General features: G+C 68.0%; 18 protein-coding genes. 2 read left to right on the top strand and 16 right to left on the bottom strand.

Features of this window, described 5'->3' with window-relative positions:
* Positions 1-44: 44 nt before the first annotated feature.
* The gene (gene purE / locus FBY28_RS20210; protein ID WP_141869084.1) at positions 45-569 is read right to left on the bottom strand and encodes a 5-(carboxyamino)imidazole ribonucleotide mutase; all 525 of its coding nucleotides are present in this window, start codon (positions 567-569) and stop codon (positions 45-47) included.
* A complete protein-coding gene (locus FBY28_RS20205) occupies positions 559-1,797 on the bottom strand; it encodes a 5-(carboxyamino)imidazole ribonucleotide synthase (RefSeq protein ID WP_286178296.1) in 1,239 nt (412 codons plus the stop codon). The genes purE and FBY28_RS20205 overlap by 11 nt, the downstream gene beginning before the upstream one ends.
* A 108-nt stretch (positions 1,798-1,905) precedes the next feature.
* On the opposite strand from FBY28_RS20205, the gene FBY28_RS20200 reads away from it, so the two are divergent.
* On the top strand, positions 1,906-2,565 hold the full coding sequence (locus FBY28_RS20200; RefSeq protein ID WP_141869083.1) for a GtrA family protein: 660 nt from the start codon (positions 1,906-1,908) through the stop codon (positions 2,563-2,565).
* On the opposite strand, the gene FBY28_RS20195 is transcribed toward FBY28_RS20200, so the two are convergent.
* The 10 genes from FBY28_RS20195 to FBY28_RS20150 form a co-directional block, all read right to left on the bottom strand.
* A complete protein-coding gene (locus FBY28_RS20195) occupies positions 2,520-3,038 on the bottom strand; it encodes a PH domain-containing protein (RefSeq protein ID WP_019514732.1) in 519 nt (172 codons plus the stop codon). The two genes, FBY28_RS20200 and FBY28_RS20195, sit on opposite strands and share 46 nt — an antisense overlap.
* Positions 3,039-3,049: 11 nt before the next feature.
* Complete coding sequence (locus FBY28_RS20190) at positions 3,050-3,850, bottom strand: biotin--[acetyl-CoA-carboxylase] ligase (protein WP_141869082.1); 801 nt, start codon at positions 3,848-3,850, stop codon at positions 3,050-3,052.
* Positions 3,840-5,096 carry a lipase family protein gene (locus FBY28_RS20185; protein WP_216847851.1) on the bottom strand — a complete coding sequence of 419 codons (1,257 nt, stop codon included), beginning with the start codon at positions 5,094-5,096 and terminating at the stop codon, positions 3,840-3,842. Before FBY28_RS20185 ends, FBY28_RS20190 begins: the two co-directional genes overlap by 11 nt.
* Before the next feature lie 43 nt (positions 5,097-5,139).
* Entirely contained in the window at positions 5,140-6,603 is a 1,464-nt protein-coding gene (locus tag FBY28_RS20180; RefSeq protein WP_019514735.1) for a sugar transferase, read from the bottom strand.
* A gap of 652 nt (positions 6,604-7,255) precedes the next feature.
* Positions 7,256-8,485 carry a lipase family protein gene (locus FBY28_RS20175; RefSeq protein ID WP_141869081.1) on the bottom strand — a complete coding sequence of 410 codons (1,230 nt, stop codon included), beginning with the start codon at positions 8,483-8,485 and terminating at the stop codon, positions 7,256-7,258.
* Positions 8,485-9,762 carry an acyltransferase family protein gene (locus FBY28_RS20170; RefSeq protein WP_141869080.1) on the bottom strand — a complete coding sequence of 426 codons (1,278 nt, stop codon included), beginning with the start codon at positions 9,760-9,762 and terminating at the stop codon, positions 8,485-8,487. Before FBY28_RS20170 ends, FBY28_RS20175 begins: the two co-directional genes overlap by 1 nt.
* A 57-nt stretch (positions 9,763-9,819) precedes the next feature.
* On the bottom strand, positions 9,820-11,055 hold the full coding sequence (locus tag FBY28_RS20165) for an alpha/beta hydrolase family protein (protein WP_141869079.1): 1,236 nt from the start codon (positions 11,053-11,055) through the stop codon (positions 9,820-9,822).
* Positions 11,056-11,076: 21 nt separating this feature from the next.
* Entirely contained in the window at positions 11,077-11,802 is a 726-nt protein-coding gene (locus tag FBY28_RS20160; RefSeq protein ID WP_141869078.1) for a YveK family protein, read from the bottom strand.
* Positions 11,799-13,052: a lipase family protein gene (locus tag FBY28_RS20155; RefSeq protein WP_141869077.1), complete on the bottom strand. Its 1,254-nt coding sequence runs from the start codon at positions 13,050-13,052 to the stop codon at positions 11,799-11,801. The genes FBY28_RS20160 and FBY28_RS20155 overlap by 4 nt, the downstream gene beginning before the upstream one ends.
* A 2-nt stretch (positions 13,053-13,054) precedes the next feature.
* The gene (locus FBY28_RS20150; protein ID WP_286178295.1) at positions 13,055-14,725 is read right to left on the bottom strand and encodes a tyrosine-protein kinase domain-containing protein; all 1,671 of its coding nucleotides are present in this window, start codon (positions 14,723-14,725) and stop codon (positions 13,055-13,057) included.
* On the opposite strand from FBY28_RS20150, the gene FBY28_RS20145 reads away from it, so the two are divergent.
* The gene (locus tag FBY28_RS20145; protein ID WP_141869075.1) at positions 14,694-16,190 is read left to right on the top strand and encodes an O-antigen ligase family protein; all 1,497 of its coding nucleotides are present in this window, start codon (positions 14,694-14,696) and stop codon (positions 16,188-16,190) included. The genes FBY28_RS20150 and FBY28_RS20145 overlap by 32 nt on opposite strands.
* Here FBY28_RS20145 and FBY28_RS20140 read toward each other — a convergent pair.
* Genes FBY28_RS20140 through FBY28_RS20125 form a run of 4 tightly spaced genes read right to left on the bottom strand, consistent with a single transcriptional unit; the run spans position 16,187 to position 20,335 of the window.
* Positions 16,187-17,338, bottom strand: a complete 1,152-nt coding sequence (locus FBY28_RS20140) for a glycosyltransferase (protein WP_141869074.1) — start codon at positions 17,336-17,338, stop codon at positions 16,187-16,189. The two genes, FBY28_RS20145 and FBY28_RS20140, sit on opposite strands and share 4 nt — an antisense overlap.
* Positions 17,335-18,522, bottom strand: coding sequence for a lipopolysaccharide biosynthesis protein (locus tag FBY28_RS20135; protein WP_216847850.1), 1,188 nt, complete (start codon positions 18,520-18,522; stop codon positions 17,335-17,337). The genes FBY28_RS20140 and FBY28_RS20135 overlap by 4 nt, the downstream gene beginning before the upstream one ends.
* Positions 18,519-19,658, bottom strand: a complete 1,140-nt coding sequence (locus FBY28_RS20130; protein WP_141869073.1) for a glycosyltransferase family 4 protein — start codon at positions 19,656-19,658, stop codon at positions 18,519-18,521. The genes FBY28_RS20135 and FBY28_RS20130 overlap by 4 nt, the downstream gene beginning before the upstream one ends.
* A complete protein-coding gene (locus FBY28_RS20125; RefSeq protein WP_141869072.1) occupies positions 19,658-20,335 on the bottom strand; it encodes an acyltransferase in 678 nt (225 codons plus the stop codon). Before FBY28_RS20125 ends, FBY28_RS20130 begins: the two co-directional genes overlap by 1 nt.
* Between the last annotated feature and the right edge of the window lie 30 nt (positions 20,336-20,365).

Raw genomic sequence — 20,365 nt, 5'->3', positions numbered from 1 at the left:
CCTCGCTACTCGCCAGTAACCTTAGCCGGTTAATAGCGATTCACTCAATTGCCGAGTAGGCGATTGCGCAACGCGGCGTCTTTCTCCAGCACCATCTGCTCCAGACCCGCCTGGAAATCCTCGATCCGGGAGCGCAACGCGGGATCGGAGGCACCCAGGATCCGCACCGCCAGCAGGCCCGCGTTGCGGGCACCGCCGATGGACACCGTCGCCACCGGCACCCCGGCCGGCATCTGCACGATCGACAGCAGCGAGTCCAGGCCGTCCAGTCGCGCCAGCGGCACCGGCACACCGATGACCGGCAGCGGTGTCGCGGCGGCGACCATGCCCGGCAGGTGCGCAGCCCCGCCCGCGCCGGCGATGATGATCTCGATACCGCGCCCGGCGGCGTTCTGTGCGTACTCCAGCATCCGGCCCGGGGTGCGGTGGGCCGACACGACACCGATCTCGAACGGGATGTCGAACTCGGCCAGCGCGGTCACCGCGGCCTCCATCACCGACCAGTCGCTGTCGCTGCCCATGATGACCCCGACACGGGGCCGCAGTTTTTCGGTCAACTCAGTGTCCATCCCATCCGTCGGTCCACTCGGCATGCGACAGCCAGTGCGCCGCCCGCTGCGCCCGTTCCCGCAGTGCCGCAACATATTCCGCATTGTCCGGCGAGGCGGGACCGGGCCCTGCCCAGCTGCCTCCCACGATGTTGACGTGCCCGATCTTGCGACCCGGCCGCTCCCCCTTGCCGTACAGGTGGATCTTGGCATCGGGCATCCGGCCACACAGGTGGTGTACGCGCTCGTCCATCGACATCGAAGGCACCTCCGCCGCGCCCAGGACATTGCCCATCACCGTCACCGGCGCCAGCGCCGAGGTGTCACCGAGCGGATAATCCAGCACCGCGCGCAGGTGCTGCTCGAACTGGCCCGTGCGGGCACCGTCCATGCTCCAGTGCCCGGAGTTGTGCGGGCGCATCGCGAGCTCGTTCACCAGGATCTGGCCGGCCTCGGTCTCGAAGAGCTCGACGGCCAAGACTCCGACGACACCCAGCTCCTCGGCCAACCGCAGCCCCAGCGCCTCGGCTCCGGCGGCGATCTCGGGCGCCAACCCGGGTGCCGGGGCGATGACCTCGACGCAGATCCCGTTGCGCTGGACGGTCTGCACCACCGGCCACGCCGCGCCCTGCCCGAACGGCGACCGCGCCACCAGCGCCGAGAGCTCCCGACGCCAGGCGACCCGCTCCTCCAGCATCACCTCGACACCGTCGGCCAGGTACCCGGCGACGGCCTCGCGCGCATGGGCCAGATCGCGCGCCAACACCACCCCGCGACCGTCGTAGCCGCCGCGGACGGTCTTGATGACGACCGGGGCGCCGGTCCGCGCGGCGAACGCGTCGACATCATCGACGCTGCTCACCGTGGCGTAGGCCGGGATCGGCGCACCGAGGGCCTCCAGCTTGCGACGCATCACCAGCTTGTCCTGGGCGTGGATCAGCGCCTGTGGCGGCGGATGCACCGTCACCCCCTCGGCGACCAGCTGTTCGAGGTGTTCGGTCGGCACGTGCTCGTGGTCGAAGGTCAATGCCGCCACCCCCTGGGCCGCGCGGCGCAGCGCATCCAGGTCGGTGTGGGCGCCCAGCACCACATCCGGTGTGACCTGAGCGGCGGGGTCGCCGGGATCGGCGGCCAGCACGCGCAGGGATTGCCCCAGCGCGATGGCGGCCTGGTGGGTCATCCTGGCCAGTTGACCGCCGCCGATCATCACGACAGTGGGCGCTCGGGAGACAGAGGGCGTTCGGGACACGGCTACCTATGTTGTCATGCCGGACGCGGGGGCCGAGCGGACCGCCGGTACCAGGACTGACCTGCGGCGGTTCACGTTGGCCGGGTTACTTGCGTAGACTTCATCTCCGTGTCCTTTGCTGATGCCACGATCGCGCGGCTACCTCGCGCCTTCCGGCCCTTCGCCGAGCGGCACCATGAGCTCATCAAGTTCGCCCTGGTCGGCGCGACGACGTTCATCATCGACTCGGCGATCTTCTACACGCTGAAACTCACCGTCCTGGAGCCCAAGCCGGTGACGGCGAAGATCATCGCGGGCATCGTCGCGGTGATCGCGTCCTATGTCCTCAACCGCGAGTGGAGCTTCAAGGACCGCGGCGGCCGGGAGCGCCACCACGAAGCACTGCTGTTCTTCGGCGTCAGCGGCGTCGGGGTACTGCTTGCCATGGCGCCGCTGTACTTCTCCAGCTATGTGCTGGGTCTGCGGGTGCCCGAGGTGTCGCTGACGGTGGAGAACATCGCCGACTTCATCTCGGCGTATGTCATCGGCAACCTGCTGCAGATGGCCTTCCGTTTCTGGGCATTCCGGCGTTGGGTGTTCCCCGACGAATTCGCCCGCAACCCGGAGAAGGCGCTGGAGTCCACCCTGACCGCCGGCGGTATCGCCGAGGCCTTCGAGGACCATGCCGAGGCCGGTCACAACGGGTCGGTCACCCCGCTGCACCGCGGGATCACGGGACCGGATCAGCTGGGCGATTCCTCGGAATCGAGGGTGTCGAAGACCTCGTGATAGAGCAGGGAATGCACCTGCTCCACGCGCGGGATATCGGAGAACTCCAGCGGATCCTGTGACGCCGATTCGATGATCAGCGTGCCGGTGCGCAGCATCCGGTCGAGCAGCCCGTGGGTGAACTCCACGCTGTTGATCCGCGCCAGCGGGATGTCGATACCGCTTCGGGTCAGCAGGCCGTGCCGGAACATGACGCGACGGTCGGTGATCACGAAATGTGTCGTCCACCACGTCAGGAACGGCCATACCGACAGCCAACCGACCAGAATCAACCAGATGGCGGCGAGGACGGCGAAAATGATGCGCTTGGCGTTGTCGTCCCAGTCGGTCTGATTCACCCAGCCGGCGGCGAAGGCCGCGGCGGCACTGGCCAACAACAGCACCGAGATCGCCCCCAGCAGCCGCTTCCAGTGCGGGTGCCGATGCAGAACGACGTGCTCATCCCTGGCCAGGACGTTTTCTGGATAGCCCACGACAGTGGACTCTACTCAAACACCTCACCGGACAACGGGCGTAAATGCACGATATCGGCGGCCGCGACCACCTCGGTGCCCGCGCCGGTGTCGATACACAATCGCCCCTGCTCGTCGACGCCCGTCGCGGTACCCGCGATCTCGCGGCCGCCCGGCAGCAGTGCGCGCACGGATCGGCCCAGGGTTGCCGAGCGCGTCCGGTAGTCGGCCAGCAGCGCGGCACCGCCGCCGGCCTGCCAGGCCGTGATCCGAGAGCCCAACTGCTGCAGCAGGATGCGCGCGATCTCGGTCCGGTCGGTGGGGCCGCCGAGAATCTGGACCGAGGTGGCATTGGCCTGCCCCAGCTCATCGGGGCTGACCGCTACGTTCAAGCCGATCCCCAACACCACCACCGGCTGCGGCGAGGCGACCTCGGCCAGGATGCCCGCGATCTTCGCTCCGCCGACCTGGACGTCGTTGGGCCACTTCAAACCCGCGGTGATACCGATGGCAGCCATCGTGTCCACCACCGCGACGCCCGCCAGCAGCGGCACCAGGCCCCACTGTTGTTCGTGGACTCCTGCGGTGGAGATGCCCACCGACACGATGACCAGCCCGCGGGGCACCGCCTCCCAGCTGCGTCCGCCGCGGCCGCGACCGGCGGCCTGATGCTCGGCCAGCAGTACCGCACCGGCGATCGGTTCGGTGGCGGCCCGGGCGATCAGGTCGGCGTTGGTCGACCCGGTCTCGTCCACCACGTCGAGACGCTGCCAGGGTGCGGACAGGCCTGCCCGTAGCGCCGCAGCGTCGAGGGCGATCCGGTCAGCAGTCATTGCGCACCGGTTGATCGGCGAATCTCGTTGCCATCCAGTTCAACTGGCTCACCAGGTCAACCTCCGCGTGCCCCTTGTCCGGCTCGAACTGGACCGTCACCGTGCCACCCAAGGCACATGCGCGTTTGATCGCGGCGGCGGTCCATGCTGCGTCGACCAATGTATCGGCACCGCCGTACCAGACCGACATCGGCGCCGACAGCGCCCGCTGCGGCAGCGCCCAGGCGCGCAACAACTGACGCAACCGATCGGCGGCCACCCCGTTGCGCGGTGCCACGTCCTCGGGCCGCAGCTGCTCGGCGGCAGCACCGCGCTGGTATATCTCGGGCGCCTGGCATGCCGTCAGCACCGACCAGTTCTCGGTGGCCGCCCCGCCCCGGAAATCGTCGCGGTTCAGATCGGGATGCACGCGGGCCAGCGCTTCGACGATGACGGGCATCGCCAGCAGCTGATCGGAGGTCAGGGTGCCCGCCAGCGCCTTGTCGACGAACCCGCTGACATCGGCGGCCGGAGCCGCCGCCACCGCCCCGAGCAGGTTCAGTTCGGGCGCGTACACGCCCGCCTGCTCGTCGGCCGCCCAGGTGGCGGCTCCGCCCTGGGAGTGGCCGAAGGCCATCCAGGTTCCCGAGATGTCGGCGAAGGTGTGCCGCAACGCGCGGACACTGTCGATCATGTTCAGTCCGGCGGTCTTGGCATCGAGATAGGGATGAATCCCCTTGGCCCCCAAACCCTGGTAGTCGGGCACCGCGACGGCGTAGCCGCGATCGATGAACGGCGTCACGAACGCCAGCGCGCCCAACATGGTGTCCGAGAGCGACGGCGCGCAGGGCTCGTCGATGCCGACGGTGCCGTGCCCGATCGCGACCACGCGCCAACCGCCCGGCGGCGGATCACCCAGGGGCGTGAACACCGAACCGGACACCACGGTGGGTGCCCCGGAGTCGCCGGAGGTGGACCGGTACAGCACGCGGGCCGCGTGCATGTTGCGGGCCTCCACGCGGCGGGTCACACCGGGCATGGTCGTCGCCGACACCAACGATCCCGGTCCGCCGGCGCTGCGATCCGCCGACGGGATGGGGGTGGGCGGACCGCCGGGGCCGGGAAGGGTGTTGACGACCGCGAGTCCGATCGGCACGGCGAACGGCGCCAACGCGGCGTACACAGCCAGCTGGGCGACGAGGGCGACGGTGAGGGCGATGATGCCGAAGAGCCGGCGTGGTCGGCTTGATCTGACCTCGGACGGCACGAACTCCACGCTACCGCAGCGCCGGTGCCGTTCCTGGTGGCCGTCAGTAGGCGCCGGTACCGCCGAGCACGGTCCGCACGGTCTTGACAGCGATCAGCAGATCGCTGCTGATGGACCAGTTCTCGACGTAGGACAGGTCCAATCGCACGGAGTCGTCCCAGGACAGATCCGCCCGACCGCTGACCTGCCAGAGCCCGGTGATGCCCGGCAGCACGAGCAACCGGCGCCGCACCTGGTCGGTGTAGGCATCGGCCTCGCTGGGCAGCGGCGGCCGCGGCCCGACGACACTCATTTCCTTCTTCAGCACGTTGATGAACTGCGGCAGCTCGTCGATGCTGTACCGACGCAGGATCCGGCCGACGGAGGTGACGCGCGGATCCTGACGGATCTTGAACAACACCCCGCCGTCCATCTCGTTGAGCTCGGCGAGGCCGGCGACCATCTTGTCCGCGTCCACCACCATGGTGCGCAGCTTGATCATCTGGAACGGCTTACCGTCCAGTCCGATCCGCTCGGACAGGTAGAAGATCGGTCCACGGCTGGTCAACTTGATGGCAATGGCGCTCACCAGCAGCAGCGGGAACGCCGCCAACAGCACGCTGACCGAGACGAAGATGTCGAAGGCACGCTTCTGCAGCTTCTTGGTTCCGCTGTACTGCGGCTTCTCGACGTGGATGAGCGGGAGGCCGGCCACCGGGCGCATGGTCAGCCGCGGGCCGGCCACGTCGACCATGCCCGGCGAGACGACCAGGTCGACGCCAAGGCGGTCCAGATCCCAGGACAGCTCGCGGACACCGTCGGGGCCGAGGTGTTCGGTCGTGGTGAGCGCCACGGTGTCGGCATTGACCTTGGCGATGGCCTCTTCGACCTGATGCTCGTCGCCGAGGATGGGCAGCGGCCCGACACCGGGGACATCGAGGGTGCCGCCACCGGAGCGGCCGGTGAGGCAGACACCGACCACCGAGTAGCCGTAACCCCAGGACCGTTCCAGGGACTGCACCAGGCTGCGCACCGCCGCGGCGTTACCGACGGCGACGACCGAGGTGATGCACTGCCCGCGCTTGCGGTACCAGGACAGCACCCGCCGGCACGCGCTGCGACCGACGAACAGGAACACCAGCCCGAGCGGAAACGCCAGCGCCAGGTATCCGCGCGCATATTCCGGCCGGAAGATCATGAGGGTCACAGCCACCACGCTGATGGTGGACAGCGTGGCCGACAGGACCCGGCGGTATTCCTCCATGCCGGCGCCGACGATCCGGGGCGAACGGGTGCGGTACGCGGCCAGCAAACCCAACCAGATGAGACCGAAGATGACCGAGAGCAATCCGAAGTACTTGGTGAGCGGGTCGAAGTCGGTGACCGGCCGACCCAGCCGAACCATCTGTGCGCACGCCATCGCCGTCCCGACCACCACGATGTCGGTGATGAGCAGCGCACGACCGTACCGCCGCTGCCACAGCAACCCATCGTGATCTCGAACGGGCGCCGGGTCCGTCAGGGTCACCGGCGCTTCCGTCTCTCTCACCAACGTCACTTGCGCGTCCACCTTCGTTTGCTGCACCACTCACTGCATGCTGGATAAGACTATCGCTTTGTTTCCTGATACTTGCAACATTTTGGCCCAAATTTCTGACCACCGGCTGACGCGGGCGCAAATTCGCTCGCCCGAACGATCTTGATTTGCCCGCCGCCGCCGCTCCCCCGTGTCGACCAAAAATGACGCTCGCGTCTATTTGACCAGGCAGTTAGCGTAAACCGCCCGTGTTAATAAGACGTACTGAAGACTTTTCGTCTGAGTAGCCGAAGCGTTACATCGGCACCGCGATCCGCCGAACCCTGGTCACGGACCCGGCAAGCCATTGCTGAAAATGCGATCCCGCGCACACTTGCGGCGACCCCCGCTTAGCCGCGTGGCAATCGGGCTCCGGCAACCCCGCCGGTTCACAGCGCCCCTCGGAGCACCCGGTGGCGGCGCGCCGGCGCGATGGCCGCGGCCGGCACGGCAGGTCGCGCACCGTCCTAGGGCTCCGCGCATCGGAACAGCAGACACCCGATGTGGCCGGTCGAGCGTCCGCACAGTGCGCAAACACGCTCCCGGACACGCCATGGGACGTCGAGTGGCCGGCTCGGTGCCGGCGTGGTGGCAGCGAACGCGATCAGGCGCAGCCGGAGGCCGCCGGCTGCCCGGCAAGGCGCTCGCTGAGCCAGCCGAGCTGATCGGCGACGTCGAGATCGCCGTGCCCCTTGTCCGGCTGGAAATCGGCGACCACGTTGCCACCCAGTGCACACGCCTGCGCGATCGCGGCCTCGGTCCACGGCGGATCGATGTATTCGTCCCTGCCCCCGTAGACGACCGACAGCGGGACCGCCAGCCGCTGCTGCGGCAGCGCCCAGGCCTTCAGGTAGCCGCGCAGCCGATCGGCGGCAGCCGGTGAAGTGGGCAACAGGTCACCGGGTTCGAGTCGATCGATGAATCCCTCGCGATCATGCACCGCTGCCCCGGAACAGGCGATCAGGGTGTCCCATTCGGCCGCCGCCACGCCGTGCCGGTAGTCGTCGCGATCGATATCGGGGTGCAGCCGGGCCAGCGACTCGATGATCAGGATCAGCGCCGCGCCCTGCTCCTTGGTCAGCGTCGCGTCGACGGCCTTGTCGACCAGCCCGGCGACATCGGCCACCGGCGCCAGTGCCAGCACGCCGCTGGGCAGCATGTCCGGGGCGTAGGTACCGGCCTGCTCGCCGACCGCCCAGACGGCGCCGCCGCCCTGGGAGCCGCCGAGGGCAGCCCAACGGTCCGACACGTCATCGAAGGTGTGACGCAACGCGCGCACCGAGTCGATCATGTTCAGACCCGCCGTCCGGGAATCCAGGTAGGGGTGCACCCCGGGCGCACCCAGGCCCTGGAAATCGGCGAACGCGACCGCGAAACCGAGATCGGTGAGTTTGACCACCCAATCGGTCATCCCGAGCAGGGTCGCCGACAGCGAGGGCGCGCACGGCTCGTCGATACCGACGGTGCCGTGCCCGAACGCGACGACGGGCCAGCCGCCCGCCGGTGGGCTCCCGCGCGGGATGAAGACCGACCCCGACACCTCGGTGGGCGCCCCGGTGTCACCGTCGGTGGATCGGTACACCACGCGCGCCGCGCTGATCTGCGAGCCCTGCGGGCTGCGACTGAACTCCGGCATCGTCATCGCGCTGATCAGTGATCCCGGACCGGTCCCGGACAGATCGGCACCCGGGATCGGCTCCGCTTGGGCGGCGACTGCGGGCGGGTCGGACAGGCCCAGCTGTTGGCGGACGGTCGGCGACACGGCGACGGTCACGCCGGCCACGAGAACCAGCACGGCCAGCACCGCACCGCCGATCAGCAGATTGCGACGCATCAACGCTTCCGGAACCGCTTGACGAGGTCCAGCCCCGGACGTTCGACGGTGTAGTAGGTGATCGTCGCCACGACGATCGTCACGATGGCCACCACCCCCACGTTACGCAGCATCCCACCCCACGAGTCGCCGGCGGCCAGACCGTAGCGGCCAAGCAGCAACAGGATCGGGTAGTGCCACAGGTAGACCGACAGCGAGATCAGCCCGACGAAGTAGAACGGTTTGGCGTCGAGGAACCTGGCCAACCGCGAATCCCTGCCCCTCGCCAGCGGGAACACCACGATCGCGATGAACACCGCGGAGACGAAACCGATTCCGGCGGTGGCGAAGACGGTACCTGCGAAGGTCAGCGCCAGGGCACCGACGAACGACACCATCAGCAGCGGGAAGCACAGCAGATAGATTCGCTTGGCCGCCGGCGCCGAGAACACGCCCTGCTCGATCGCCACATAGATGATGGCCGCGAACATGCCGTAGGCGAACAGGTCGGCATTGGTCAAGAAGCAGCGCATGAAGACCGCGGCCCAGGTGGGGCCCCAGTTCTGCATCGTCACGGTGTCGGCGCCGGTCGCGGCGAACACCATCGGCGCGAACAGCCGCCCCACCACACCGATCGTCAGCAGGATGACCGGCGCCAGACAGGCCAGCACCAGCGGCGCGACATCTGTGCGCCTGCGCAGTGTGAACAACAGCAGCCCCAGCAGCGGCAGCGACGCGTAGAACGCGATCTCCAGGGTCAGCGACCAGGACGGACTGATCCCGGTCTGCACATAGTCCGGGAAATAGGTCTGGGTGAGCGTCAGGTTGGCCAGCAGTTCCCACGGGTCGGTGATCATCCCGGTGCCGGCGTCGGTGCCGTGCGGCTGGATCGCCGAGTTCTCGACGTAGGCCACCTGCAGCAGGTAATTACAGATCAGGAAGATCACCAGATAGCCGGGGAACACCCGGAAGATCCGGTGCAGCGCGTACTGCTTGGTGTCGGGCATCGCGGCCGCCGACCGGTCTTTGGTGAGCCGCCGGATATAGGGCAGGAAGAGCAGGAAACCGCTGAGGACGAAGAACAGGATGAGCGCCAGGCCGAGGACGCCCAGGAACGCCTTGTCATGGGTGACCGGTGAGTAGGCCAGTGCCACATGGCCGACGACGACTGCCAGGCAACCCAGACCGCGTATTCCGTCCAGCCCGATGATCCGGGTCTGGGTCGGTGAGCTGGCCACCACCTGGGACTCGATGGCCGGCGCAGGTGCCTCACCGCGTGCCGCGTTGGTATCTGTCATGAGCGTTCTCCGGTCGAGCGACGTTCGAGGTTCGGTTCCTGCATCGGCCAGGGCCCGTCAGACACCCTTGAGTATGGACGGGCCGCCCTCGACGTTGCATGTGCTGTCGGCGGGTGCGTCGGCGAACCGCTTGATGATCCAGTCCAACGCGACGATGGGATCGAAATCGCCGTGTCCGCGGCCACCAGCGATGAACGATGCCACGGTGTCGCCCAGATTGCAGGCTCTTTGCACGGCCTCGGAGGTCCAGGCCACCGGCACCACATCGTCGGCGTCGCCGTGCACCACGAACATCGGGGCGGCGGCCGGTGCCTTGGGCAGGCCGCTCATCTGCTGCAGATATCCGCGCAACCGGTCGACGGCCTCCGGCGTCGCGGGCCGCAGATCCTCCGGCGGGATCTTCTCGGCCACCTCCAGCCGTTCCTCGGTGGCGTCGACAGAGCAACCCGCCAGCAGATCCCATTTCTCGGCGACCAGACCGCGCCGGTAGTCATCGAGATTCAGATCCGGGTGCGCGTTCTGCAGCGAGGACAGGATCAGCACCATCGCGATGCGCTGCTGGGCCGACAGCGTGCCTGCGGCGGCCATATCGGCGAGACCGGTGATATCGGCGGCCGGGGACACGCTGACCGATCCGAGCAGCCGGGTGTCGTGGGCCCCGTAGGTGTTGAACACCTCGTTGGCCGCCCAGGACGCCTGCCCGCCCTGGGACACCCCGAAGGCGACCCAGCGATCCGAGATGTCCGGGACCAGATGCTTGGCCGCGCTCGCCGCGTCGACCATGTTGTATCCGGCGGTCGTGGCATCCAGGTACGGGTGGTAGCTGTTGGTGTTGCCCAGCCCCTGGTAGTCGGGAACGACCATCACGTAACCGAGGGTGACCAGCGCCCGGATCGCATCGACGGAACCGAGCAGCGTCGGCGACAGCGACGGGCCGCATTCGGAGAGCACGCCGGTGGTGCCGTGCCCGAACACGATCGTCGGCCAGCCACCCTCGGGCGGAGTGCCGTCCGGGACGAACACACTGCCGGTGACCACCTGCGGGCTGCCGTCGACCCCGGAGGTCGAGTTGTAGGAGATCCGCGCGGCGATCGAGGTGATCCGCAGCAGTCGGCGATCCACGGTCGGCAACCGGGTCGCGCTGACCAGCGCGCCGGGCCCGTCCGCGGAATAGTCTGCGGGCAGCTGGATCTCGGTCGCCTGGGGCCCCGGCGGCGGGGTCTGGGGTCCCGCGCACCCCGCGACCACCAACGCGACCGCCAGCATCGAGCTCGCCAGCATCTTCTTGGGCACCAACTCAGAAACTCCTCGGACTCAGGTGGACATCGTGCCGTTGACGACGTCGACCAGTTGGCCGCGGGTCAGCACGTTGTCGCGAGCGATACCGACGGCCAGCACGAGCACCGCGCTGAGCGCGAAACCGACCCCGGCGGCGATGATCAGGGTGTTGGTGACATCGGGTTGCACCTTGTGGGCGGCCGCGGCGGCGTCGACGGGCACGAGTTGGGCGACCGGACCGGTGTACTGGATGGCATCGGTGGGTTCGGCCTGGATCCACTCCAGCTCCCCGGAGAGCTTGGCCAGATTGGCCGCCAACGCATTGACGGCCGTGACGGTCCGATCGGGGTCGGCACCGGAGACGGTCACCCGCAGCAGCACCGAGCTGGGCATGCCGAATCGGTTGATGCCGTAGGGCTCCCAGGTGGCGGTGGTGCTGGCGGCCAGCTGCTCGGCGGTCATCGGCAGGCCGGTCTCGTCGATGGCGCGCTGGCTGATCACCCGCGACTGGGCCAGCGAGGAGTACGTGGCCATGCGGGCGTTGGCACCGAGCCCGCCCGCGTAGGCGGAGTAGGTACCGGGATCACCGGCGACCTGGGCGAACAGCAGCGCCGACGCGGTGTAACCCTTGTCGAAGGTCAGCTTCTGCACGACGTATGCCGCACCGGGGGCCAGCAGCGTGGCGAGCAGGATGATGACCCAGCCCCTGGCCAGGATCGTCAGATAGTCCCGAGCCCGCGGGACGTCGACCGGCGCCCTCAATTCCGGCTCAGGCAATCATTCGGTGGCGGATCGGCCCCGTCGAGTCGGTCCATCAACCAGGGCAGCGTGAATCCACTGTCCAGGTCGGCGTGCCCTTTGCCGACGCCCTTCTCTATCTGGATATAGCTGCCCATGGCACAGGCGCGGTCGAGGGCCTGCTCGAACCAGGCCTGGTTGACCAGCATGTCCTGGGTGCCGTAGCCGACCACCATCGGCGTCAGGTTGGGCGCCTGGGGCACCGCGATCTCGGCGAGCCGGTCGCGCAACCACACCACGTCCTCGTAGGTGGCCGGTTTGAGGTCCTCGTTGGTCATCAGGGCGCGCACCCTGGCGATATCGTCGAAGTTGGGCGGGATGCAGTCCAGGAGGGCATCCCAGTTCTGCGCGGTGACGCCGCGACGGTAGTTGTCGAGGTTCATCTCGGGGTGGAACCACTTCAGCGACTGCAGCGCGAACACCAGGGTGACCCGCTGGTCGGGGGTCAGCGTCTCGTTCCACGCCGCGTCGGCGAGACCGGCCATATCGGCTGCCGGTGCCATCGCCACCGTGCCGAGCAGGTCCAGGCCGCGGCCGTAGGTGGGCGCCTGTTCGGCCGCCGCCCAGACGGCAAGCCCACCCGCGGAGTGGCCGTAGGCCAGCCAGCGGCCGGTGGTCGGAGCGCCGATGCGCTGGGCGGCGCGCACCGAGTCGATGACGTTGTACCCGTAGGTCTTGGCGTTGAGGAACGGGTGCTGATACCCCTCGACGCCGGCGCCCTGGAAGTCCGAGACGGTCACGAGGAATCCGGCCCGGACGAAGACCGACATGGTCCAGGCGTTCAGCGGCAGGCTGCTGTACAGACTGCTGGCGCACTTGTTGAGCACACCCTTGGTGCCCTGCCCGAACGCCAGGATGGGCCAGCCGCCCTTGGGCGGGTCGCCCGGCGGGATCGCCACCGCACCGGATACCTCGGTGGGCTGGCCGTCGACGCCGGAGGTGGACCGGTACACCACCCGCATGTACGTGGCGTCATCCTGGTTGAGCAGCTCGCTACCCGACATGGGTTCCACCGAGATCAGCGAGCCCGGCCCGTCATCGGTCATATCGGGTGGTGGCAGCCGGGGTTTACCGTCGAACGGCGGGGTGAAGGTCTTGATCGCCGGCGGGGCCGACGCCTCCGGCGGGGGTGCCGGTTCCGCGGGCGCGCAGGAGGTGACCAGCACGACCAGGGCGCACAGCGCAGCCGCGCCGCGGAACAGGCTCGGCGCCACTCCTACCTCTTGGCCGAGGCCGGGGACTCGGCCTTGGCGGTCTCGTCGTCGGTATCGCGCGCATCACCGGTCTTGGCCGATCCCGCCGCCGCCCCACCGTGCTTGCGGTCGGCGGACAGCTCGCGCCGGTGCCCGGGTTCGAAGGTGGCGACGACACCGAGGACGGTGGCGTGCGCGGTCTGCAGCGCGGTCACGCCCTGACGCAACGCCGAGGCCTTGGTGTGCCCGATACGACCCAGCACCAGCGCACCGTCGCCGAGGGCGGCGGGCACCGTCCCGTCGGCGTACTTGGTCAATGGCGGTGTGTCGATGATCACGTACTCGAAGTGCCCGCGCAGCAGTTCCAACACTCGCGAGGTGCGCTGATCTCCCCACAGATCGCGGCGCACCGACGGCACCGGCCCGGCGGGCAACAGCGCGACCCGCGACCCTGGCACCTCGATCAGCGACTCGGACAGATCGTGCTGGCCGGCCAACAGGGTGCTGAACCCCTTGGTCCCTGCCTGCTTGACCGCGGCACTGTCGAGGGCCAACAACTCGGGCAGATCCGGTTTGACCAGGTCACCGTCGACCAGCACCACGGAGTGCCCGGCCTCGGCGAAGGACGCCGCCAGGTCGATCGCGGTGGTCGAGCGGCCGTCCTGCGGGGACGGGCTGGTCACGGCGATGACACGCGGGTGCTGGCCGTGGGCGTTGCGGGCGAACTGGACGTTGGTACGCAGTTCGCGCAGCCGCTCGACCGCCAGTCCCCCGGCTTCCAGGTCGATGACCCCGGTGCGGTCCACTCCGTCGGCGACGAGGGTGCCCAGCAACGGGACACCCGTGACGTCCTCGATGCGCTCGCGGCGACGGACCTTGCTGTCGGAGATGCCGAGCAGAACTGCCACCAGCACACCGAGTACCAGACCGCCGACCGCGCCTGCGGCCAACCGGATGGGCAAACCCATCGACTCGACCTTGGTGCCGTAGCTGGCGTCGTCGACGAGCACGGCGGCAGCGGCGGCTTCACCACCGCGCCGGGACGTTTCCAACTCGGCGGTCACATTGACCAACTGGTCGGCCACCGCGTTGGCGTAGCGCTGGGCGGCAGCCGGATCGGGATCGGTGGCGGTGATGTCGAGCAGCACGGTCTGCGGCAGCGGCACCGCGGTGATCTTGGCGCGCAGTTCGTCGACCGAGATCGGCGCCTTGAGCTGGGCGATGGCCCGCGCCGCAACCTGGTCACTGGTCGCCAGCCCGGCATAGGAGAACACGCGTTCCTGGGAGAACAGGTTGTTCTGGTAGGCGTCCCCGACCGACGTACCGCTCTGGGTGGTGACGAACAGCCGGGTTGTCGAGGAGTACTGCGTCGTCGACATGAACATGGTGGCGTACCCCACAGCAACGCCTATGAGAGTTGCCAGCAGGACTACCCACCAGAACCGGCGAAAGATTCGCAGGTAATCACCGACGGCCAAGGGAGCACTCCATTCGCTTCTGGATCGCCACGACAATGCAACGATAGCGTCAACTGCAGCAGCCGCCCAGTTTGCGGGTGGCACCCTAGGTGGCGGCACCAGCGAAACCGATGCAAGGATAGTTAAATGCAACAACGGTGCAGTAAAGCCGTGAGGATCATTCCGCAATGAAGACGAGTCCGCAATGAAACTCGGCGCGCCGTCACGCGGCAGCATGCTCCTCGGCGCGGCAATCGTTGCGCTGACGGTGCTGTTGGCGACCGGGGTCGCGCTCGCGGGTAAGCCGGCGATCATGGCCATCGCGGCGCTGATCGCCATGTCGGTCGGCCTCTACATCGGCCTGCGACATCCGTTGTGGCTGTACTGGGGCTTGGCGGTGTCCATCGGCACGCTGCCGTTCGGCTACTTCCCCGGCGTGCACCTTCCGCTGTATCTCCCGTTCGCGGGCGGGGCGCTGATGGCCGCATTGATCCATCCCAACGCCGCCAAGCGTTTCCCGGTGCTGGGCAGCACATTGGCCAAGGCCGTGTTGGTGCTGGTGATCGTGTCCGGCATCTCGATGATCGTCACGTTCTCCTCGATCGTGAACATCCTCGACTACGCAAAATGGGCCATCGCGACCGGCGCGTTCTTCGCCATCCTCGCACTGCCGCGCGAGCATCTGGCCAAGTTCGGCCGGATCTTCGCCTACGCCGCGGCGTTCAACGCCGCGTTCGGTATCGCATCGATCCTCATGGGCTCGAATCAGATTCTGCTGCAACCGTTTCGGATCTTCGGTTATGCCGTGGCCAACACCGAGCGGTTCTTCTTCACCGGCGGCACGCCGAGCAATGCGCCACGCACCGACCGCTTCCAGGTCGCCGCGGACAGTCAGGCATTCAGCCGTCTCGGTGGCCTGTGGCTGGATCCCAACGCCGCGGGCATCGGGCTGGTGATCTCGTTCGTCGTCGCCATGATCGTGTTCGCCGGGTGGCGGCGGGTGGTGATCGTCGGGATCATCGGCGCGGCAATTGCCCTGACGCTGAGCCGATCCGCCATCGTCACGGTGTTGGTTGGTGTTGTTCTGGTGTTCATCTTCCACCCGATGCGCGCGCGGGATCGTCAGTTGCTCATCGGCACGATGACCCTGGCCGTCGTCGGCGCCTTCATGGTGCCCTCGGTGCGCACCCGATTACTCGGGACGCTGAGCGAGAACGACGCCGGAGCCACCGACCGCGTCGATTCGATCCGCGAATTCCCCGGCCGGATGGACGGGCACTGGTTGTTCGGGTGGGGTTGGTCACAACGCGAGTTCAAGGACGGCGCCTACGCGTTCCTGGAGAACTTCGTGTCCAACGCGCCGCTGATCGCGATCCACCGCGGCGGCATTTTCGTCGGAATCGCTTTCTTGGCCGTCGTCGCTATCGGTTGCTTCATCGGCTATCGCCTGCTGCGGGCAAATTCACTTCCGAGCGCGGTTTATGGCGGCGTATTCATCGGGTTTTCGTTCGTGGCACTCAATCTCGATCACCCGGTGGTGATCATCCCCCAGATCGTCTTCCTGTACACGATCTTCCTGGTCTTCCTGGTCTATGCCGATCAGCTGCGGACCGAGAACCGGGAAGCCGATGAGCTGACCGCGCGGATCGAGCAGGCCAGAAAACACCAGGACGCGCCCGTCCCGGTGACGGCAGGCGGCTAGCCGAGCAGCGCCGAGACCGCGCGATGCGGACGGCGCTGTTCCCAGAATTCGCGGTTACGGGCGTACAGCCGCTCACCCGCCGAACGCGCTTGCTCGATGTCCAACAGCAAACTGCGGCAGGCCGCGACGAAGTCATCGTCGTCGTCATGGGTGTCCAGTTCCAGCAGCTGTGCCAGTGAGCCCACCGCCGCGGTGGTGCCCACCACCGGCAGCCCCATCCTGGCCGCGTCCAGGATCTTCACCCGCACCCCGCCGCCGGTGCTGATCGGCGCGATCATCGCCCGGCAGGTTGCCAGGAAACCGCCGAGGTCGTCGACGAAGCCCAGGTCGCGTACCCCGTCCGGATACACCGGGTCACCGTTTCTCCCGCCGGCCTTCCTCGACTTCTTGGCGCCGATGATGCACAACTCGGCGCCGTCGATCCCGGCGGCGATCCGCGGCCACAACCGCAGCGCGGTCAGGAAGGCCTCCTGGTTCGGCGGCCAATCCCTGGTGCCCATCAGCACCAGCCGGCGCGGGGTCGACGCCACCGGCACCTGAGTCGCCGGTGGCAGGGTGAGGTCCAGCCATCGCGCCGACGGCACGCCGTTCGCGCGGTAGAACTCGGCCTCGTCGGCGTCGTAGGTGCCGACCGCGTCGGCAGCCCGGGCCACCCGCAGTTCGTCACCCAACAACCGGCCCTCCTGCTGCCTGCCCAGCAGCCCTCGGGTCGCACGCCACACCAGGGATTCGCTGACATGGGTGTTGACCACCAGGCGTGCCCGGCCGACCTGGGTACTGCGCAGGAACGATTCGGCCATGTAACTGTGCTCGGCGACGAACACGTCGGCGGTGGCCGCGGAGATGGCTGCCACCAGCGCGTCGCTGTCGAACCGGGCGTGGGTCAGGCTGCGGCCGGTCCGCACGGTGTCGACCAACAACCGCACCGGTTGCACACCGGTTTTCCCGACCCGCACCAGTGTCATCCCGCCGGCGACCAGGTCGGTTTCGACCGTGCCCGCAGGCTCATGGGACAGGCAGATGGCCGATACCTCACAGGAATCGGCCGCCAGCCCGATGACCAACCGGGACAGCTCGACGTCGCCGCCGTGGTCGGCGACCGGATCCTTCGACAGCAGGAACACGGCCTTGGTGGCTGCAGCGGTCATGGTGATGTCGTCCTGCCTGTGGGCCTGCAATACAGGATGTAGGCGTAGATGCCCAGCAGCAGTGCATCGGCGATCACGGTGGCGATCGCCGCACCGACGGCACCGGCAAAGGCCAGCAACGCCACCAGGCCGAGCTTGACCGGGAGCAGGCTCAGGTTGGCGACCAGTCGGGTGGTATCGCGGCGCTGCAGGTAGAGCACCGCCTGGAAGACCGAGGTGATGGTGCGCATACCGCAGAACATCGCCATGATGATCATCGCGACGGCCAGCTCATTGGGGGCGGGGGTGAACAGCATGACCACCCCGACGACGAGGACGAGCAGACCGGCGAGCGCACCGAGGATCAACGTGCTCTTCAGCGGCGGGCCGGCCGAGAGGTGACCGTCGCCCTCGCGCAGCGCCCGGTTGTAGGACATCCCGAAGGACTGGCCGACGGCGACGATGGCGATCGTCACGGTCACGGTGAGCGCGTAGTAGCCCACCGTGGTGTCATCGGTCAGCCAGCCCAGCAGCAGCACATCACCCTGTAGATAGGCGGCCAGCCCGAGCATCTCGCCGATCAGGATGGCGATCAGCTTGGGCGGCCCCGGCATACCCGGGCGGTGCGGCAGCACCACGAACCCGACCACGATGGCGATCACCACATAGGGCGCCACCAGGAACAGGCTGGCCAGCTGCAAGGTCGGTTCGTCGGCCAGGAAGACATAACCCGCCGCACACGCCACGCTGGCAACCTGGCGGATGGTGTCGAGCTGGGCCACCCGCTGGGGCTGACCGTCGCGGGCCCAATGACTCTGGTAGGCCTTCAGCACGATCTCACCGCCGGCGACGAACAATCCGAACCAGACGATATAGCTGACCTCGACCAGGGCCGCGCCCGCCACCATGAGGGTGACGCCGAGCAGATAGCGGCTGGTGCGCTCGGCCAGGAATCGCTGCTCGGACTCCCGTACCGCGCGGACGGCGAAGGGGTTGTCCAGCGGCGGCCCGATCAACGAGAAGGCCGCGTACGCCATGCCGTACTGGCCGTAGTCGGCGATGCCGAGCTGGGCGACGATGACGGCCGTCCACAACAGTCCGACACCGCGTCCGCCGTAGAGCCAGAACACCGCCCACAGCGTGCGCATCAGGTGATTCGAGGTGGGCGCCGGACCGGGGGGCGCCGGCTGCACGGGATCGGTCACCGGCCGCTCGCCGACCGGTCGGTGAGCACCTTCGACCAGATCCGTGCGAAGGCCTCGGCGGTGCGGGCGGCCGACCGTTCCTGTCGGGTGCGGTCGGCGTTGCGACCGAGCTCGGTCAGCCGGTCGGCATCGTTGAGCAGGGTGGCGATGCCATCGGCCAGTCCGGCGGCCACGGCATCGTCGCCGCCACCGCGCGGCGCGACGTTGAGCACGCCTTGGTCGGTGCCGAGTTCGGCCAGGGCGCCGTAGCCGGTGCACACGATGGGCGTGCTGTAGGCCATGGCATGGGCGACCACCCCGGAGGCCGGGTAGGTCTCGGCGTAGAAGTGCCGCTTGCCGTAGGGAACGACGATGGCGCGCACCGATTCGAAGAAGGCGTCCTCGGCGGCCCCGTCGACACCGCCGAGGATCTCGATGCCCTCGGCCCGCGGCAGTTCCTCCGTGCCGCGACCGGCGACGCGGATCGCGATGTCGCGGGGCAGCAGCTCGCGGATCCGGGCGATCTGGTCGAAGCCCTTGCCGCGGTAGACGAATCCGAAGAAGCCGACGGCCTTCGGACGATCCTGGGCCGGTGCGATGGCGGGACGGCTGCGCACCAGGTGCGGTACGCAGTAGGTGGTCGTGTCCGGGTAGGTGCGCGCGATCGACTGCCGCCCGGTCTCGGTGAGCGCGATCAGCGTGCGCCCGGCGTGCACCCGCCCCTCGACGGCGCGGGACAGCGGGCGCAGCGGGTAGTGGATGCCGTGGGTAAGCAGCCGCGACGACGCGATGAACTTCGTGCGCGCCAGGAACCACAGCCCTTGGGGCGGATCGTGAATGGTCGCGGTGACGGGCACATCGTCGATACCGGCGGTGGCCCAGAACGTCGGCAGCACCCCGGTGGACAGCTCGGCGTGCACCAGTGTGCGCCCGGGCGGGCCGTCGGCGATCAGCCTGCGCACCTGGGCGCGGTGCCGCCGGATCTCGGCAAGGGTGTCCGAACCCGGTCCTGCGGTGCGGCACTGCACGATCTCACCGAAATGCGGCCGCAGCGCGGTCACCAGGTCCTGCGCATAGTCCCCGACCGCGGTCTGCCCCTCGTCCGGGGCGACGAAGACGAGCCGGTGATCGGGGAACGACTCCGAGCCGGCCGACATCAGTAGAACAGTGGGCGGTGATTGTTGGTGTAGCCCAACGATTCGGCGGGCCGCTTGCCGATCACCTTGGCGGGCACACCGCCGACGATGTCGAGTTCGGCGACATCCTTGTTCACCACCGCATGCGCGGCCACCACCGCGCCCCGGCCGATCAGCGACGGCAGCACCATGGCGCGGCTGGCGATCCACACGTAATCCTGGACGACGGTCGGAATCGGGACCGGCAGGAAGTCGGGATGGTTGATGTCATGGCCGCCGCCGATGAAGTGCACGTCGCTGGCGATCGTCACGTTATCGCCGATGTAGAGCCCGGCGCGGGAATCCAGCAGGCAGCGGAAACCGATGGCGACCCCGTCACCGATGGTGAGGAACTCGATGTCCAGCACGGTGGTGCCGCGCAGGATGGACGACCGCTTGCCGATCCGCGCACCCATCAGCCGCAGGTAGCCCTGCCGGATGGTGTGGGAGGGGATGTAGGTGATGAAGCTGTTGAAGAACAACTCACCGAGCCGGTTGCGGATCTTGCGGAACCGGGTCATCCCTTGCATCTTGTAGTCGATGACGCGGTTGTTCTCGTCGAGGATCCACTCCGGCGGCGGTGGCATGTGCAGCGCGGGAGCGGCGGCCAGCTTGCGGGCCACGTCTTCCGGATCAGCCGACGCGGGTACTCCGGTCATGGGTATGTGCTCCTTTGCGATTGCGCGTCC

The sequence above is a fragment of the Arthrobacter sp. SLBN-53 genome, assembly GCF_006715585.1.
GTDB lineage: Bacteria > Actinomycetota > Actinomycetes > Mycobacteriales > Mycobacteriaceae > Mycobacterium > Mycobacterium neoaurum_A.
This window is presented reverse-complemented; position numbering and strand designations above follow the sequence as displayed.

Coding starts and splice junctions, on each gene's coding strand:
- purE (WP_141869084.1), bottom strand. CDS start 569: ATGGACACTGAGTTGACCGAAAAACTGCGGCCCCGTGTCGGGGTCATC.
- FBY28_RS20190 (WP_141869082.1), bottom strand. CDS start 3,850: ATGACTGCTGACCGGATCGCCCTCGACGCTGCGGCGCTACGGGCAGGC.
- FBY28_RS20175 (WP_141869081.1), bottom strand. CDS start 8,485: ATGCGTCGCAATCTGCTGATCGGCGGTGCGGTGCTGGCCGTGCTGGTT.
- FBY28_RS20170 (WP_141869080.1), bottom strand. CDS start 9,762: ATGACAGATACCAACGCGGCACGCGGTGAGGCACCTGCGCCGGCCATC.
- FBY28_RS20145 (WP_141869075.1), top strand. CDS start 14,694: ATGAAACTCGGCGCGCCGTCACGCGGCAGCATGCTCCTCGGCGCGGCA.
- FBY28_RS20150 (WP_286178295.1), bottom strand. CDS start 14,725: ATGCTGCCGCGTGACGGCGCGCCGAGTTTCATTGCGGACTCGTCTTCA.
- FBY28_RS20140 (WP_141869074.1), bottom strand. CDS start 17,338: ATGACCGCTGCAGCCACCAAGGCCGTGTTCCTGCTGTCGAAGGATCCG.
- FBY28_RS20130 (WP_141869073.1), bottom strand. CDS start 19,658: ATGTCGGCCGGCTCGGAGTCGTTCCCCGATCACCGGCTCGTCTTCGTC.
- FBY28_RS20125 (WP_141869072.1), bottom strand. CDS start 20,335: ATGACCGGAGTACCCGCGTCGGCTGATCCGGAAGACGTGGCCCGCAAG.